The organism is Helicobacter pylori SA221C (assembly GCF_000476855.1).
Lineage (GTDB): Bacteria > Campylobacterota > Campylobacteria > Campylobacterales > Helicobacteraceae > Helicobacter > Helicobacter pylori_DK.
Window position 1 is genome coordinate 209,941 of sequence record NZ_CBPT010000001.1, and the last position, 17,091, is coordinate 227,031.

General features: G+C 38.7%; 18 protein-coding genes and 1 tRNA gene. 15 read left to right on the forward strand and 4 right to left on the reverse strand.

The annotated features are described in order from the left end of the window. The first annotated feature begins 143 nt into the window (after positions 1-143). The 12 genes from QU01_RS01020 to hcpE all read left to right on the forward strand — a co-directional run bounded on the left by QU01_RS01020 (position 144) and on the right by hcpE (position 10,456). Positions 144-1,172: a flagellar basal body P-ring protein FlgI gene (locus QU01_RS01020; RefSeq protein WP_033761526.1), complete on the forward strand. Its 1,029-nt coding sequence runs from the start codon at positions 144-146 to the stop codon at positions 1,170-1,172. Then, entirely contained in the window at positions 1,169-1,486 is a 318-nt protein-coding gene (locus QU01_RS01025; protein ID WP_033761529.1) for a hypothetical protein, read from the forward strand. Before QU01_RS01020 ends, QU01_RS01025 begins: the two co-directional genes overlap by 4 nt. Beyond that, entirely contained in the window at positions 1,483-2,628 is a 1,146-nt protein-coding gene (gene flgS, locus QU01_RS01030) for an acid survival sensor histidine kinase (RefSeq protein WP_000748826.1), read from the forward strand. The genes QU01_RS01025 and flgS overlap by 4 nt, the downstream gene beginning before the upstream one ends. Positions 2,629-2,834: 206 nt before the next feature. Next, positions 2,835-3,269 carry a DNA starvation/stationary phase protection protein gene (dps, locus tag QU01_RS01035; RefSeq protein ID WP_000846455.1) on the forward strand — a complete coding sequence of 145 codons (435 nt, stop codon included), beginning with the start codon at positions 2,835-2,837 and terminating at the stop codon, positions 3,267-3,269. A 20-nt stretch (positions 3,270-3,289) separates the two neighbouring features. Then, positions 3,290-3,574, forward strand: a complete 285-nt coding sequence (locus QU01_RS01040) for a DUF2018 family protein (protein ID WP_001206051.1) — start codon at positions 3,290-3,292, stop codon at positions 3,572-3,574. After that, positions 3,567-3,962: a hypothetical protein gene (locus QU01_RS01045; RefSeq protein ID WP_033761532.1), complete on the forward strand. Its 396-nt coding sequence runs from the start codon at positions 3,567-3,569 to the stop codon at positions 3,960-3,962. The genes QU01_RS01040 and QU01_RS01045 overlap by 8 nt, the downstream gene beginning before the upstream one ends. 9 nt (positions 3,963-3,971) lie before the next feature. Continuing rightward, entirely contained in the window at positions 3,972-4,895 is a 924-nt protein-coding gene (locus tag QU01_RS01050; protein WP_033761533.1) for a polyprenyl synthetase family protein, read from the forward strand. Beyond that, entirely contained in the window at positions 4,895-6,244 is a 1,350-nt protein-coding gene (hemA, locus tag QU01_RS01055; RefSeq protein WP_033761534.1) for a glutamyl-tRNA reductase, read from the forward strand. The genes QU01_RS01050 and hemA overlap by 1 nt, the downstream gene beginning before the upstream one ends. A gap of 3 nt (positions 6,245-6,247) precedes the next feature. After that, the gene (proS, locus tag QU01_RS01060) at positions 6,248-7,981 is read left to right on the forward strand and encodes a proline--tRNA ligase (RefSeq protein ID WP_033761535.1); all 1,734 of its coding nucleotides are present in this window, start codon (positions 6,248-6,250) and stop codon (positions 7,979-7,981) included. A gap of 10 nt (positions 7,982-7,991) precedes the next feature. Then, on the forward strand, positions 7,992-8,912 hold the full coding sequence (gene hemC, locus QU01_RS01065) for a hydroxymethylbilane synthase (RefSeq protein ID WP_033761536.1): 921 nt from the start codon (positions 7,992-7,994) through the stop codon (positions 8,910-8,912). Further along, positions 8,912-9,295 carry a c-type cytochrome gene (locus QU01_RS01070; protein WP_033761537.1) on the forward strand — a complete coding sequence of 128 codons (384 nt, stop codon included), beginning with the start codon at positions 8,912-8,914 and terminating at the stop codon, positions 9,293-9,295. Before hemC ends, QU01_RS01070 begins: the two co-directional genes overlap by 1 nt. Positions 9,296-9,388: 93 nt before the next feature. Next, entirely contained in the window at positions 9,389-10,456 is a 1,068-nt protein-coding gene (gene hcpE, locus QU01_RS01075) for a Sel1-like repeat protein HcpE (RefSeq protein WP_033761539.1), read from the forward strand. Positions 10,457-11,208: 752 nt separating this feature from the next. Here the strand turns inward: hcpE and QU01_RS01080 are convergent. From QU01_RS01080 to dsbK, 4 genes are read right to left on the reverse strand one after another with little or no spacing between them, the layout of a single operon-like run. Beyond that, positions 11,209-11,739: a membrane protein gene (locus tag QU01_RS01080; protein WP_033761542.1), complete on the reverse strand. Its 531-nt coding sequence runs from the start codon at positions 11,737-11,739 to the stop codon at positions 11,209-11,211. After that, positions 11,739-12,911, reverse strand: a complete 1,173-nt coding sequence (locus QU01_RS01085) for a glutathionylspermidine synthase family protein (RefSeq protein ID WP_033761544.1) — start codon at positions 12,909-12,911, stop codon at positions 11,739-11,741. Before QU01_RS01085 ends, QU01_RS01080 begins: the two co-directional genes overlap by 1 nt. A 23-nt stretch (positions 12,912-12,934) precedes the next feature. Beyond that, positions 12,935-13,585 (reverse strand): UPF0323 family lipoprotein, encoded by a 651-nt coding sequence (locus tag QU01_RS01090; RefSeq protein WP_033761547.1) that lies wholly within the window; start codon positions 13,583-13,585, stop codon positions 12,935-12,937. 15 nt (positions 13,586-13,600) lie between these two features. Further along, on the reverse strand, positions 13,601-14,398 hold the full coding sequence (gene dsbK / locus QU01_RS01095) for a protein disulfide-isomerase DsbK (protein WP_033761548.1): 798 nt from the start codon (positions 14,396-14,398) through the stop codon (positions 13,601-13,603). Positions 14,399-14,511: 113 nt separating this feature from the next. Here dsbK and kdsB point away from each other — a divergent pair, with 113 nt between their 5' ends. From kdsB to QU01_RS01110, 3 genes are all read left to right on the forward strand, one after another. After that, entirely contained in the window at positions 14,512-15,243 is a 732-nt protein-coding gene (gene kdsB / locus QU01_RS01100) for a 3-deoxy-manno-octulosonate cytidylyltransferase (protein WP_033616392.1), read from the forward strand. A 194-nt stretch (positions 15,244-15,437) separates the two neighbouring features. Then, entirely contained in the window at positions 15,438-16,886 is a 1,449-nt protein-coding gene (gene hopA, locus QU01_RS01105) for a porin HopA (RefSeq protein ID WP_033761550.1), read from the forward strand. Between the two features lie 115 nt (positions 16,887-17,001). Then, a tRNA-Asn gene (locus QU01_RS01110) sits at positions 17,002-17,076 on the forward strand. The last annotated feature ends 15 nt before the right edge of the window (positions 17,077-17,091 follow it).

A 17,091-nucleotide genomic window follows, 5' to 3' on the forward strand; every position in this document is an offset into this window, starting at 1 on the left:
GTTAATAAAAGGCTAAAATTAAAATCTTTGATTTAAAGTTTATAAGATTTTTGAGTATAGCATAAAAATGCGCTCAATTAGGTTTAAAGTTTTTATAAAAGGCTTATGCTAAAATGATGGGGTAAATAAATGAAAGGGTTTGATTGAAACGGGTGTTTTTGTGTCTTATTTTTGTATTAGCTTTCCACAAGCTTTTGGCCGAAAAAATAGGCGATATAGCGAGCGTGGTGGGCGTAAGGGATAACCAGCTGATTGGCTATGGGCTTGTGATTGGCTTAAATGGCACAGGGGATAAATCCGGCTCAAAATTCACCATGCAATCCATTTCTAACATGCTAGAGAGCGTGAATGTCAAGATCTCTGCGGATGATATTAAATCTAAAAATGTCGCTGCCGTGATGATTACAGCCTCCTTGCCCCCCTTTGCAAGACAGGGCGATAAAATTGATATTCACATTTCTTCTATTGGCGATGCGAAATCCATTCAAGGAGGGACTTTGGTGATGACCCCTTTAAATGCGGTAGATGGGAATATTTACGCCCTCGCTCAAGGGGCTATCGTTTCAGGCAATTCTAGTAACTTGCTCTCAGCCAATATCATCAACGGAGCGACTATTGAAAGGGAAGTTTCGTATGATTTGTTCCATAAAAACGCCATGACTTTAAGCCTGAAAAACCCCAATTTTAAAAACGCTATCCAAGTGCAAAACACTTTAAATAAGGTATTTGGCAATAAAGTAGCCATAGCGCTAGATCCAAAAACCATTCAAATCACCCGCCCAGAGCGTCTTTCTATGGTGGAGTTTTTAGCTTTAGTGCAAGAAATCCCTATTAATTACAGCGCGAAAAATAAGATCATTGTAGATGAAAAATCAGGCACGATCGTTTCAGGAGTGGATATAATGGTGCATCCTATAGTGGTTACAAGCCAAGACATCACGCTAAAAATCACTAAAGAGCCTTTAAATGATTCTAAAAACACGCAGGATTTAGACAATAACATGTCCTTAGACACCGCTCACAACACGCTGAGTTCTAACGGGAAAAGCATCACCATTGCCGGGGTGGTAAAAGCCTTACAAAAAATTGGCGTGAGCGCTAAGGGGATGGTTTCAATCTTGCAAGCCCTAAAAAAAAGCGGTGCGATTAGCGCTGAAATGGAGATACTATGATAAACAACAATAAAGCCATGTTAGAGCAATACAACATTTCTAAATTAGCGAGCGAAGAGAAATTAAAAGCGCTAGCTCAAACTAAAAACGACAAGCTCCTCAAAGAACAAACCGATTCTTTTGAAGCGTTGCTTTTAAAATTCATGCTGGATAGCGCTATGAAAATGGATAACCCTTTGTATCCTAAAGCCCCAGGCGATGAGATTTATGCATCCATGTATAAGGACACCCTTTCTAAAGAATTGAGCGGGAATTTTGGCTATAGCGAAATGCTGTTTAATTTCTTAAAAGAGCGAGAAAAACAAAAACCATGAAAAAATCCAAGCGCTTAAAACGCCCTTATTTGAAGCGTTCCCATTTGAAACACTCTGATAGGGCTTCTTCTTTCAAGGGGTTGTTAAAAAAGGAAGACAATGTGATTTCATTAGAAAATTTTAAACCCAAAGAGAGCGAAGATTTATTAGAGAATTTTTCCAATAAAAAAGACATGCAAGAATTGCTAGGGCTTTTAAACCAATTCATTTTACAAAGCTACAAGGTGGAAAAGGAATTTAAGGATTATAAAGCCCTTTATGAGTGGGTCATAGAGATTTTACCGCAAGCCATTTGGGTGATGAATGAAAACGGGAGCTTTTTTTATAAAAATTCTTTAGCCAATCAAAGCCATGAGGTGTTCAATAAGGCTAAATTAGAAAATTTTAACACTGAAATTGAACATGAAAACAAAAGCTATTTAGTCCAGCAAAACAGCATTCAAGGCAAGCAAATCATCACCGCAACCGATATTAGCGCTCAAAAACGCCAAGAGCGGCTCGCTTCTATGGGAAAAATCTCAGCGCATTTAGCCCATGAGATTAGAAACCCTGTAGGCTCTATCTCCCTTTTAGCTTCGGTGTTATTAAAGCATGCGAACGAAAAGACTAAGCCCATTGTTGTAGAATTGCAAAAAGCTTTATGGCGCGTAGAAAGAATCATTAAAGCCACCTTGCTTTTTTCTAAAGGCATTCAAGCCAACCGCACCAAGCAAAGTTTGAAAACGCTAGAGAGCGATCTCAAAGAAGCCCTAAATTGCTACACTTACTCTAAAGACATTGATTTTCTTTTTAATTTTAGCGACGAAGAAGGGTTTTTTGACTTTGATTTGATGGGGATTGTGTTGCAAAATTTCTTGTATAACGCTATTGATGCGATTGAAGCCTTAGAAGAGAGCGAACAGGGGCAAGTGAAGATTGAAGCGTTCATTCAAAACGAATTTATTGTCTTCACTATTATTGATAACGGCAAGGAAGTGGAAAACAAAAGCGCTTTATTTGAGCCTTTTGAAACCACTAAATTAAAGGGTAATGGCTTAGGGTTAGCTTTGTCTTTACAAGTGGTTAAAGCCCATGAAGGGAGCATTGCGCTATTAGAAAATCAAGAAAAAACCTTTGAAATTAAGATTCTTAACGCTTCTTAATTTGGATAACTATCCCCCTTAAAAAATGAGTTTTACTATAAAACGAAATTTTAAAAAGATTAAATAATATTAAATTGAATAGGGTTTATCAATATTTGACAAAAATAAGATCAAAAAAATTTTTTATTAACTCTTTTGGTGTAGGATAGCGATCAAGGTTTTTATGAAAATAAAAGCCTAAAACAATTTTAAAAAAAGGACTTTTGATGAAAACATTTGAAATTTTAAAACATTTGCAAGCGGATGCGATCGTGTTATTTATGAAAGTGCATAACTTCCATTGGAATGTGAAAGGCACCGATTTTTTCAATGTGCATAAAGCCACTGAAGAAATTTATGAAGAATTTGCGGACATGTTTGATGATCTCGCTGAAAGAATCGCTCAATTAGGGCATCACCCCTTAGTCACTTTATCCGAAGCGCTCAAACTCACTCGCGTTAAAGAAGAAACTAAAACAAGCTTCCACTCTAAAGACATCTTTAAAGAAATTCTAGGCGATTACAAACACCTAGAAAAAGAATTTAAAGAGCTTTCTAACACCGCTGAAAAAGAAGGTGATAAAGTCACCGTAACTTATGCAGACGATCAATTGGCCAAGTTGCAAAAATCCATTTGGATGCTAGAAGCCCATTTGGCTTAAGCTATCAAAAAGAAGCTAGCATGAGAGATTACAGCGAGCTTGAAATTTTTGAGGGAAACCCCTTAGACAAGTGGAATGACATTATTTTTCATGCGAGCAAAAAGCTTTCTAAAAAAGAGCTAGAAAGGCTTTTAGAGCTTTTGGCTCTTTTGGAAACTTTTATAGAAAAAGAAGACTTGGAAGAAAAGTTTGAATCTTTCGCTAAAGCTTTAAGAATGGATGAAGAGTTGCAACAAAAAATAGAGAGCAGAAAAACAGACATTGTGATCCAATCCATGGCAAATATTCTCAGCGGGAATGAATGAGCTTATCCGCTATGGCTTGATATTTCTCTTTTTTTTAGAGGCGTTTGGGCTTGATTATGGGATAGATAAAACGCTAGAATTAAAAAAAGATGAAGTGTTTAAAGCGATCATCAAAGACACTTCAAATGAACAAACCAAAGAAATCACGCTCTATTGGACGCTATATGCAAATAAAGGTTTAGTCATCAACATGCGTTTTAACCATTTCCCTTACCAGTTTATTTTATACACCGATCATGCGAGAAACACCTATAATCTCAAAGTCTTTGAAGAAAAATTTTCTTCTAACAGCACTCTGTCGCTTGTGTTTAAAGATTTTAAAGAAGATAAAGCCACTTTAAGATTTTTAGCCCTTATGCCCCTTGTTTTTTCCCCTAAAGAGCCTTAAGGAATTTGCATGCAAGAAAAACAACTTCAAGCCATTCAAAATAAAATCGCTTCTTGGATCAAAGAAATTGAAAGCGGCTTTATCGATGAATTGTTTTCTAAGATTGGCCCTTCAAAGATGCTGCGTTCCAAACTCATGCTCGCTTTGTTAGACGAAAAAACAGACGCTATTTTATTGGATAAAGCCTTCAATTTGTGCACGATTGTAGAAATGATACAGACCGCTTCTTTGTTGCATGATGATGTGATTGACAAAGCGACCATGCGCCGAAAACTCCCTAGCATTAACGCTCTTTTTGGGAATTTTAACGCCGTGATGCTTGGGGATGTGTTTTATTCTAAAGCCTTTTTTGAACTATCCAAAATGGGCGAAGCAATCACTCAAATTCTCTCTAATGCGGTTTTAAGGCTCTCTAGGGGCGAGATTGAAGACGTGTTTGTGGGGGAAAGTTTTAATAGCGACAAACAAAAATACTGGCGTATTTTAGAAGACAAGACCGCTCATTTCATAGAAGCGAGTTTAAAAAGCATGGCGATTCTTTTAAATAAAGACGCCAAAATGTATGCGGATTTTGGACTGCATTTTGGCATGGCGTTTCAAATCATTGATGATTTATTAGACATCACTCAAGACGCCAAAACTCTAGGTAAGCCCAATTCTAGCGATTTTAAAGAGGGCAAGACCACTCTACCCTACTTGCTTTTATATGAAAAATTGAATCAGCATGAGCAAGGGCTTTTAATTTCTTATTTTAAACAAGATAGTCATGAAATCATAGAATGGACTAAGGAAAAATTCAAGCAATATGGTATCATAGAAGAAACCCTTAAGATCGCTCAAGTTTATTCTAAAAAGGCCCTTGAAGCCATTAAAGGGGAAAACAATTTGATTTTAGAAAAACTAGCACAAGATGTCATTTACAGGACTTTTTAATGGAGTTAGAAACTCATTTGTCAAAATATTTCACCCTAGCCTTTACGCATAAAAGCATGAGCTTAGAAATGCGAGAAAAACTCGCTATCAATTCGAGCACAACGCTTAAAGAATTTTTACAAACCATTAAAACCCACTGCCCTAACATCAAAGAGTGCATGGTGTTATCCACATGCAATCGCTTTGAAATCTATGCGAGCCTAAAGCACGGCGCTAATACTAATGAACAAAAAAGCGCACTATTAAAGATTTTGGCTCAAAATAAAAAAATGAGCGTGTCTGATTTAGAAAAATGCGTTTTAATCAATACTGATGAAAGCGCAGTCCATCATGTCTTTAGCGTGTGCAGCAGTTTGGATAGCTTGGTGGTGGGGGAAACTCAAATCACAGGGCAGATGAAAAACGCCTATAAATTCGCTTTTGAAGAGAAATTTTGCTCTAAAGATTTAACCCGATTGCTCCATTTTGCTTTCAAATGCGCCGCTAAAGTACGCAATTTAACCGGCATTTCCAAGCAAGGGGTTTCCATCTCTTCAGTGGCGGTCAAAGAAGCGCTTAATATTTTTGAAAAAGAAAGGATTAAGGATAAAAAAGCCCTTGTGATAGGGCTTGGCGAGATGGCTCAATTAGTCATCAAACACCTTTTAAACAAGCAATTTGAAGTGCTTATTTTAGGGCGTAATGCGGCTAAATTTGAAAATTTTGTCAAGGAATTAGAAGGGCCTAAAAAAGTGGGCTTTCAAAATATAGAAAATTTAAACGCTTATATCAATGAATACGCATTGCTTTTTTGCGCCACTTCTTCGCCGAATTTTATCGTGCAAAATTCCATGTTAAAAGAAACGAGTTTCAGGCGTTTTTGGTTTGATTTAGCCGTGCCACGGAATATTGAAAAGCCGGTATTTAATAATATTTTCTTATACAGCGTGGATGATTTAGAGCCTATGGTGAAAGAAAATGTGGAAAACAGGCAAGAGAGCAGGACGAAAGCTTATGAGATTGTAGGGCTTGCCACAATGGAGTTTTACCAATGGATCCAAAGTTTAGAAGTAGAGCCTGTGATTAAGGATTTAAGGGAATTGGCTAGGATTTCAGCCCAAAAGGAATTGCAAAAGGCGCTCAAAAAACGCTATGTGCCTAAAGAATACGAAAGCAATATTGAAAAGATCTTGCACAACGCTTTCAATACCTTTTTACACCACCCTACTATCGCTTTAAAAAAGAACGCTCAAAAAGAAGAATCCGATGTGCTTGTGGGCACGATTAAAAACTTGTTTAATTTAGACAAATCTACCACTTGTCATGCCCAGAATTTGAATCTCTATAAATGCGAATATTACGAGGAATAATGCATGCTGTTTTCAAAACTTTTTGCCCCCACTCTCAAAGAACCCCCAAAAGATGCCGTGTTAAAAAGCCATAAACACTTAGCTCAAGCAGGATACATCTATCAAGTAGGCAGTGGGATTTATAATTTCCTGCCCTTAGCTAAAAAAGTGCTAGACAAAATAGAAAACATCACGCACAAACGCATGCAAGAGCATGGGGCGCAAAATATTTTAATGAGTTTTGTGGTTTTGGCGAGTTTGTGGGAAAAATCAGGCCGTTTGGATAAATACGGCAAGGAATTATTGGTTTTTAAAGACCGAAAAAACAATGATTTTGTTTTAAGCCCCACTTTAGAAGAAAATATCACCGAAATTGCCGCTAATTTCATTAAAAGCTACAAGCAATTACCCGTGCATCTCTATCAAATCCACACGAAATTCCGTGATGAGATCCGCCCGCGATTCGGACTGGTGAGAGCGAGGGAATTTATCATGAAAGATGGTTATAGCTTTCATGAAGACGCTGAGAGCTTGGATAAGGAATTTTTAAACACGCAAAACGCTTATAAGGAGATTTTAAGCGATTTGGGTTTGGATTTTCGCATTGTGGAAGCGGATAGTGGGGCGATTGGAGGAAGTAAAAGCAAGGAATTTGTCGTTTTAACAGAATGCGGGGAAGACACGATCGTGGTGTGTAAAAATTGCGATTATGCCGCCAACATTGAAATCGCTAAACGCTCTAAAAGGCCTGAGCCTTTAAATGTCCCCAAAGCGCAATTAGCGAAATTCCCCACCCCTAATACCACCAGTGCGCAAAGCGTGGCGGAGTTTTTTAAAACAGAGCCTTATTTTGTTTTAAAAGCGCTTGTGAGAAAAGTGATCCATAAAGATAAAGAAACCCTAGCGTGCTTTTTTGTCAGGGGCGATGACAATTTAGAGGAAGTTAAGGCTCTAAACGCCTTGAACATTATAGGAGCGAGTGCTTTAGAATTGAGAGAAGCGAGTCAAAAAGATTTGGATAATGCGGGGTTGATAGCTGGTTTTATAGGGCCTTATGGCTTGAAAAAGCATGTTTCTTACATTGTTTTTGATGAAGATTTAAAAGAGGGCGATTGCTTGATCGCTGGGGCTAATGAAAAGGATTTTCATGCGGTGGGCGTGGATTTAAAAGGGTTTGAAAATCTTGTTTATGCGGATATTGTCCAGGTTAAAGAGAGCGATCGTTGCCCCAATTGTCATGGAGCGTTGAAATACCATAAGAGTTTGGAAGTGGGGCATATTTTCAAACTCGGGCAAGGCTATGCTAAAAGCTTGAAGGCGAGTTTCTTGGATAAGAATGGCAAGGAGCAATTTTTTGAAATGGGGTGCTATGGGATAGGCATTAGCCGATTGCTCAGCGCGATTTTAGAGCAAAAAAGCGATGATCTAGGCTGTGTGTGGACGAAAAATACCGCTCCTTTTGATGTGGTGATCGTGGTTTCTAATTGGAAAGATGAAGCGCAAAAAAAACTCGCTTTTGAAGTGTATGAAAGGCTGCTCCAAAAGGGCGTTGATGCGCTGTTAGATGACAGAGACGCGCGTTTTGGGGCAAAGATGAGGGATTTTGAATTGATTGGGGAACGATTGGCGCTAATTGTTGGGAAGCAAACTTTAGAGAGTAAAGAATTTGAATGCATCAAACGCGCTAATTTAGAAAAACAAACGCTTAAAGACGCAGAATTAGAAGAAAAAATTTTAGAACTATTAGCGAGCGAATAAGGGGGAGTGAGTGGGAAATTTAGTGATTGGCTCTAGGGGGAGCGAACTAGCCTTATGGCAAGCGAATTACATTAAAGAACGCTTGAAAAAAGAATGCTTGATAGAAAGCGAGATTCAAATCGTTAAGACTAAGGGCGATAAAATCTTAGACACCCCTTTAAATAAGATTGGCGGTAAGGGGCTATTCACTAAGGAATTAGAAGAATTGCTTTTAAAAGGCGAAATTGATTTGGCGGTGCATTCTTTAAAAGATGTGCCGGTCGTGTTTGAAAAGGGGTTAGACTTGGCATGCATCACCAAAAGGGCTGATGTGAGAGACACTTTTTTAAGCGTGAAATTCCCTGATTTGATGAGTTTGCCTAAAGGAGCCAAGGTTGGCACGACTTCTTTAAGGCGTTCCATGCAGCTCAAACTGAAGCGCCAGGATCTAGACACAGAAAGCTTAAGGGGGAATGTCCAAACCCGTTTGAAAAAGCTTGAATGCGGTGAATTTGACGCTATCATTTTAGCTGAAGCCGGGTTATGCCGCCTAGAAATTCAAGGGGCGAAATACCGCAAGGCTTTTAGCGTAGAAGAAATGATTCCTAGCATGGGTCAGGGGGCTTTAGGGGTAGAAATGCTCAAAAACCACAAGCATTTTATTACGCTTCAAAAACTCAACGATGAAGAAAGCGCGTTTTGTTGCCATTTAGAAAGGGAGTTTATCAAAGGGCTTAATGGGGGGTGTCAGATCCCTATAGGCGTGCATGCGAGTTTAATGGGCGATAGGGTTAAAATCCAGGCGGTTTTGGGCTTGCCTAACGGGAAAGAAGTCATCACTAAAGAAAAGCAAGGGGATAAGACTAGGGCTTTTGATTTAGTGCAAGAGCTTTTAGAAGAATTTTTGCAAAGCGGGGCGAAAGAAATTTTAGAAAAGGCGCAGTTGTTTTAATGCGTTTGTTTATCGCGCTAGTTTTGTTTTGGTGGTGGTTAAGTTTGAGCGCTAAAGAAGCGGATTTCATCTCTGATTTGGAATACGGGATGGCTCTTTATAAAAACCCTAGGGGTATTGCGTGCGCGAAATGCCATGGCATTAAAGGCGAACAACAAGAAATCACTTTTTATTATGAAAAAGGCGAAAAAAAAATCCTCTACGCCCCTAAAATCAACCATTTAGATTTTAAAACCTTTAAAGACGCCTTGAGTTTGGGCAAAGGCATGATGCCTAAATACAACCTCAATTTAGAAGAAATCCAAGCGATTTACCTTTACATCACCTCTTTAGAGCATAAAGAAGGGCGTAAAGAGGAAAGTAAAGATCCTTCCAAGCCTTAATCAAAGCGCTTGATTTATGCTAAAATGGAGCGTTGCATTTTTTGTTTTGATTAAAGAAGGGTTCTAAAAATCAGAATTTAAAAGAAGGTAAAAATGAGTGTCAAAATTTTAAAAATATTAGTTTGTGGGTTATTTTTTTGGAGCTTGAACGCCCATTTATGGGGGAAACAAGACAATAGTTTTTTGGGGGTTGCTGAAAGAGCCTATAAAAGCGGGAATTATTCTAAAGCTACATCTTATTTTAAAAAAGCATGCAACGATGGGGTGAGTGAAGGTTGCACGCAATTAGGAATCATTTATGAAAACGGGCAAGGCACTAGAATAGATTATAAAAAAGCCCTAGAATATTATAAAACCGCATGCCAGGCTGATGATAGGGAAGGGTGTTTTGGTTTAGGGGGGCTTTATGATGAGGGTTTAGGCACGGCTCAAAATTATCAAGAAGCGATTGACGCTTACGCTAAGGCGTGCGTTTTAAAACACCCTGAGAGTTGCTACAATTTAGGCATTATTTATGATAGAAAAATCAAAGGCAATGCCGATCAAGCGGTTACCTACTATCAAAAAAGCTGTAATTTTGATATGGCTAAGGGGTGTTATGTTTTGGGCGTGGCTTATGAAAAAGGCTTTTTAGAAGTCAAACAAAGCAACCATAAAGCCGTGATTTATTATTTGAAAGCGTGCCGATTAGATGATGGGCAGGCTTGCCGCGCGTTAGGGAGTTTGTTTGAAAATGGCGATGCAGGGCTTGATGAAGATTTTGAAGTGGCGTTTGATTATTTGCAAAAAGCTTGTGCTTTAAACAATTCTGGTGGTTGTGCGAGTTTAGGCTCTATGTATATGTTAGGCAGGTATGTCAAAAAAGATCCCCAAAAGGCTTTTAATTTTTTCAAACAAGCATGCGATATGGGGAGCGCGGTGAGTTGCTCTAGGATGGGCTTTATGTATTCCCAAGGGGACGCTGTTCCAAAAGACTTGAGGAAAGCCCTTGATAATTATGAAAGGGGTTGTGATATGGGCGATGAAGTGGGTTGCTTCGCTCTAGCGGGCATGTATTACAACATGAAAGATAAAGAAAACGCCATAATGATTTATGACAAGGGCTGTAAGCTAGGCATGAAACAAGCATGCGAAAACCTCACTAAACTCAGGGGGTATTGAAAGTTTAATCCATAATCATCTTGTTTAACTCAAAACTTTTCAAAGATTTGGCTCTGTTTTAAGAGCTAAAGCAGAAACCCACTCTATTAATTTTTAATCTTTAGTGTTTTTAGGGATTTGTCTATTTTCAAAAAGAAAACTTTTTGAATGTTTTTTGCGGTTGTTTGGTTGTGTTTGTTAGCGTGTTTTTATAGTATAAATTTTTGTTAGGTTAGCTTGAAGTGGGTTTTGGGTTTAAAATCCTATAAAAATGTTTTAGCGTGTTTTTGCACTATGGATAGATATGCGTTTGGTTGTGTTTTTCAATGGCTTTAATTTATGGCTTTTGCGTGGTTGTTATTATAAGCACGCTATAAATACGAATCACACGATAACAGAGCGGTATGCGCACGCTATAAAAAGACTTGATAAAAATAATGAAAAATAGTTAAATTTCAAGCGTTCTTTCAAAAATTGTTGTCAGATGAGACAGATAAAAACGCTTTTAGTTTAAAGATAGAGTTTTAGGGGTTTGTTGGTTTAGTTATTCTTTAATTTTTTAAAAAATGGGGTTTTTAAAACTCATAAGGGGATATTTTACGCTTTAACGCCCTCTTCAAACCCAAAACTAAATCTCTCATAACCCCCTAAGAGCGCGTTATGAGAAATTATCGCTCGCTTACGCAAGCTTTTTTATTTTGGTTGTCAAAACGCCCAAAGGCATTTTTTAGATTTCATAACCAATATCCAAAACAAAGCTGATATTTTAAACCCTATAAAGACCAATAGATCGCTCCAAAGAACACCACACTCCCTATCAAAACGCTTATAAACATGCGTTTAGTGTCCTTAAAAGCCACCATTAAAAACGCGCTCACATAAAACAACAATAAAAACACGCAAAAAATCCCCAAAAGCGCCTTAAACACAACGCCCACTTTAGCTTTATGCAGCATGATGAGCGCGCCTAAAAAACCCCTTTCAATGGTTTTGATTTTTGTTTGATCGCCTTTAGTTTCAAGGTTGATTTCATACAAAGGCGTGCCAATAACTAACGCTCCCCTATGCTCTCTAGGCTCTATCTTTTTAGGCATAGCGATATGGTTTTCTTTTATAAAGTCTTTTAAAAAATCCAATCGTTCTTCTTTTTTTAAGGATTTTTCTAAAACCCACTCTTTGATAGTAGCGCCAGTGTCTTGGCGCACCCCAAAGAGCAACAAAAGCCCGCTAATGGCAAAAAGAAGCACCAAAGGGAAGAAAAAAGTGGTCGCATAGATGTGAAAATAACGCATCGTTGCGGTCATTATTGCAACCTGTGGCTCACGAATTTAGAAAAATTATCCAAGATCAACCCCCCTTTTCTAAACCCTAGCGCGCAAGATTCATAAGCAAAAAACACATTAGGCTGATAATACAACCCGTTATGCGAATTGAGCTCGTAAAACTCTTGATAAACGGGTTTGTGGTTAGAATAAACGCCGTCCGTTTTCAAAAGCGATTGCATGGAAGCTTCAAAGATTTCACTATTCGCCCCTTCTCTACCAAAAGCCACTTTTTTGATTTGCTTTTTATGGGCTAAAGGTTCATAGCTCGTTTCTAACAATAAGGGGTGTTTGGGGTATCTGTCCCATAAAAGTTTTAAAAAACGCTTGGATTGGAAAAGGATCGTGTAAGCGGGGTTTAAAAAAATCGTGTTTTTATTTTCCATCATGCCTTGCATCAAAAGGGCTAATTCTGGCTCATCAATAGCGATGTTTTCCCATGGGATCAGTTTGAATAAAAACTCATAATTCAAGCCGTTTTTAAACACGCCCTCTTCTATATTAAATTCCACCTCATCAATGTAAGAAAAATCCGTTTCAAACCCCACGCTCTGAGCAGCGTCTTGCAAAAAACGCATGGTGCGCTCTTCTTCAATATTCCCCCTAACGCTTGAAAAAAGGATTTTCCACCCCTCATACATTTCCTCAAAACGGCTCGTGTCTTCGCCTAAAGTTACCATGCGTTTAAAATTCTCGCCAAGCGCTTCATAAAGGTTATTGAATTGCTTGTTTTCATCATAACCATTGGCTTTGAGTAACGCCCACTGGATCACCGCAGTTTCATAGAGCATGGTGGGGGTATCAGCGTTAAATTCCAATAATTTAATGGGCTTGCCATCAAGCCCTCCGGCTAAATCAAAACGCCCATAAATATGCCAATGCACTTCTTCTTCAAAACTCTGTTGGATCATAGGAATGAGCGCGTTAGGAATATCCAATTCAAAAAAGCGATCGTTTTTAATGGCCTCTTCAGCCGTCTCTACAAACATGTCATAAAGCTCATTGCAAGCGTCATAATAAGCGTCCGCTTCTTTTTGAGAAACAACCACCATTTCATCAGCGATATAAGATGACATGTCGTCATTCGTGTGCCAATCTAAGCCGATTTCTTCTAAGGTCTTATTGTCTAAAGGTTTTAAAGGAATCACTTGCATTTTTTAGCCTTAAATAGATTAAATTATGAGTTAAAGCCCCTTGTCCCAGAGCTTACCGCCGGCGAACTAGTAGGCCTACTAGAGCCAAAAAAACCGCTCTGTCCCCTACTCGCTCCTCCCATGCTTGAAGCGCTGGGTGCGCTTTTAGAAAAGGAATTTTGAGAGCGTTGGTAAGCTTGTGGGGATTTGTAGGTCCGTTGGGCGTTTTGCTGATAATTAGGGTTATTGAAAAGCTTATTGCCAATATAACTCCCTAAAATCGCCCCCGCCGCACTCCCTAAAATCGCGCTCCCCAAGCCAAAGCCTGAGCCTTCATTACTCCCACCTCCATTATTAGGCTGGACAAGTTTGCTCGTGCCGTTATCAATTTTGGCTTCTTCTTCTTTGATGAGCTTTTGAATCTCTTCATTGCTCAACACGCGTTCATTGCCTTGCAAATCGCGCACTATAATGTGGGTTCTTGAGCTGGGGTATTCTTCAACAACCTTGTAAGATTTATCCTTTTGCTCTTCTAAAATCACAAACGCGCCTTTTTGAACGCTTTGACTTAGAGAGCTTTGCTCTTTTGGTTTGTCATCAGCATTGCTCTTGCACCCCACAATGCTCACCATCACTAACGCGCTCAAACCACCCACGATCGCATAATCAGAAATCTTTCTGTAGGGTTTTTTCATGAGAGCAACCTTATATCATGCCTTATAATGGTATAAGAAAGGCACACCCTTAATCACGCCAGATTCAAAAATCTTTTTAGTGGTATTTTCCACTTTAGTGCGTAAATCTTCAGGCTCTTTTTGAGCGTTAATATCGTATTGGGTGGAATAAATCTTTTCAAGGATAGAGATTTTATCTTCCACGCTCGCTCCCCTAGCCCTAGCTTTCGCCATTTCTTCTTGGATTAAAGCCGCTTTTTTAGCTGAATTGACTCCAAGCCACCCCACTACAACCATTCTCACGGTGTTTTCTTTCAAATGATCCCTGAGTTTAGTGAGCTCTTTTTGGCAATGCGGACACATGGGGTCAGAAACAATATAAAGGATTTTATCCTTATTTGCAGCGTTAGTAGAGGGCAACTCTATCGCATAATCAGCCGGTATTTCATTAAAAATAGCGTTCAACTTCGCGCTGTTTTGCTGGGTAGCGTTAAGGGCTTGGATTTTTTGATTGGTTTCTGCGACTAATTGCACATCTTCGCTTTTATTGCTAAAAAAGATATTGCTAAGCCCTATGACTAAATTACCATCCTTACTCACTACAAGCGGGATATTGTATTTAGTGTCCGGATCTTCAATAACGACCATTTTTAAATCCTGGCTGGATTTTAAAGGTTTGACTTCTAAAATACGCACCTTTTTATTGGTTTGTTTTTCAATCACGCTCACTAAATTATCCTGCATCCGTTTGTCATTAGCTGAAACTGAATGTTTAGGGGCTGCCCCTAAGCCTACAAGAAGTAACGCGCTCAACACACTCGCTCTTAATATCATTAAAACTCCTAAAGTTCAATAGCCTAAAACCCCTACAATAAAAGGAATAAGCTTTTAATGGGTATAATACCATAAAAATCCCCTATTTTCATAAGGCTTAAAAAGGTTTAAAGATGATTATCATTCCTGCTAGATTAAAATCCAGTCGTTTTGAAAATAAAGTGCTAGAAGATATTTTTGGCTTGCCTATGGTAGTGCGTTGCGCTAAAAATGCGAATCTAGTAGATGAATGCGTAGTCGCTTGCGATGATGAAAGCATCATGCAAACATGCCAAAAATTTCGCATTAAAGCGGTGCTAACTTCTAAACACCATAATAGCGGCACGGAACGCTGTTTGGAAGCGGCGCGAATTTTAGGGTTAAAAGACGATGAAAGGGTTTTAAACTTGCAAGGCGATGAGCCTTTTTTAGAAAAAGAAGTCATTTTAGCCTTATTAGAAGCCACCAAAAACGCCCCTTTCATGGCGACTTGCGCTAAAGTCATTGATGAAGAGCAAGCCAAAAACCCCAATTTAGTCAAGGTGGTTTTGGATCATCAAAATAACGCCTTGTATTTTTCGCGCTCCCTTATCCCTTTTTTACGAGATTTTGATGCAAAACGCCAAACCCCCCTTTTAGGGCATATCGGTATTTATGGCTTCCATAATAAAGAAATATTAGAAGAATTATGCGCTTTAAAACCTTGCGTTTTAGAGGATACAGAAAAATTAGAGCAATTAAGGGCTTTGTATTACCAAAAAAAGATTGCAGTGAAAATCGTTCAAAGCCAAAGCGTGGGCATTGACACCCAAGAAGATTTGCAAAACGCTTTGAAAATTTTTAGCCCCGATCTCCTTGAGCGATAAATTTTAAAAAGCACTCAAAACATTTTTCACCATTAAAAAACCTCTTTTTAAATCCAAAAAAAAGCAAAATTTCTTAATTTTCGCTCAATTTTATTAAAAATTCAATAAATTTATGGCATAATTTAAATGCATTGTAAATAAAGTTTCAATTTGATACGATTTTACAAATAAAACATTACTTTAAGGAACATTTTATGAAAAAAACGATTTTACTTTCTCTCATGGTTTCATCGCTCCTGGCTGAAAATGACGGCGTTTTTATGAGCGTGGGCTATCAAATCGGCGAAGCGGTTCAACAAGTGAAAAACACCGGCGAAATCCAAAAAGTCTCCAACGCTTACGAAAATTTGAACAATCTTTTAACCCGCTATAACGAACTCAAACAAACATCCTCTAGCACTGATTCAAGCACCGCTCAAGCGATTGACAATCTAAAAGAGAGCGCTAGCAGATTAAAAACGACCCCTAATAGCGCCAATCAAGCCGTATCCTCAGCGCTCAGCTCTGCAGTAGGCATGTGGCAAGTGATAGCCTCTAATTTAGCCAATAACTCGCTATCTACTAGCGAATACGACAAAATCAATGCGATTTCTCAATTGCTCCAAAACACCCTAGAAAATAAAAACAATGATCTTAAAATTGAAAATGACTACGACCAGCTTTTAACTCAAGCTAGCACCATTATTAGCACCCTTCAAAGCCAATGCCCAGGAATAGACGGAGGCAATGGCAAACCATGGGGCATTAATGCAAGCGGGAACGCATGCACTATTTTTGGCAACACCTTTAACGCTATCAATAGCATGATAAGTAGCGCTAAAAAAGCCGCCGCAGAAGCCCGAAGAACTAGCCCAGACAACCAAAATACACCAACGGCTATCAACCCTGATTTCACTAAAAACCTTAATCAAGTCTCAAGCGTTATCAATGACACTATCTCTTATCTCAAAGGGGATAATTTAGCAACCATCTATAACACCCTTCAAAAAACGCCCGATTCTAAAGGGTTTCAAAGTTTGGTGAGCCGATCTAGCTATAGTTATTCTCTCAACGAAACCCAATATTCCCAATTCCAAACTACCACCAAAGAGTTTGGCCATAACCCTTTTAGAAGCGTGGGTTTAATTAATTCTCAAAGCAATAACGGGGCGATGAATGGCGTGGGCGTGCAATTAGGCTATAAGCAATTCTTTGGGAAAAACAAATTTTTTGGGATCCGGTATTATGCCTTTTTTGATTACAACCATGCCTATATCAAATCCAACTTTTTCAACTCCGCTTCTAATGTTTTCACTTATGGTGCAGGCAGCGATCTTTTATTGAATTTCATCAATGGCGGATCCGATAAAAACCGCAAAATCTCTTTTGGCATTTTTGGAGGCATCGCTCTAGCCGGCACGACATGGCTCAATTCCCAATTGGTGAATTTAAAAACCACCACTAGCATCTACAACGCTAAAATCAACAACACCAATTTCCAATTCTTATTCAATACCGGTTTAAGGCTCCAAGGGATTCACCATGGCGTTGAATTAGGCGTGAAAATCCCCACCATCAACACGAATTACTATTCTTTCATGGGTGCTAAATTAGCATACCGAAGACTTTATAGCGTGTATTTCAATTATGTTTTGGCCTATTGATATTGAATCGGTTCTCATTTGAGGACAAAGCCAACTTTTTGGCTATCAAATCATCATATCACTTGACTTTTTACAAAAAACACACTAGAATTTCTTTTTATTGTTTGAGCGAAATTCCAGATTAGCTCAGCGGTAGAGTAGGCGGCTGTTAACCGCTTGGTCGTAGGTTCGAATCCTACATCTGGAGCCATACTTTTTGACTCAT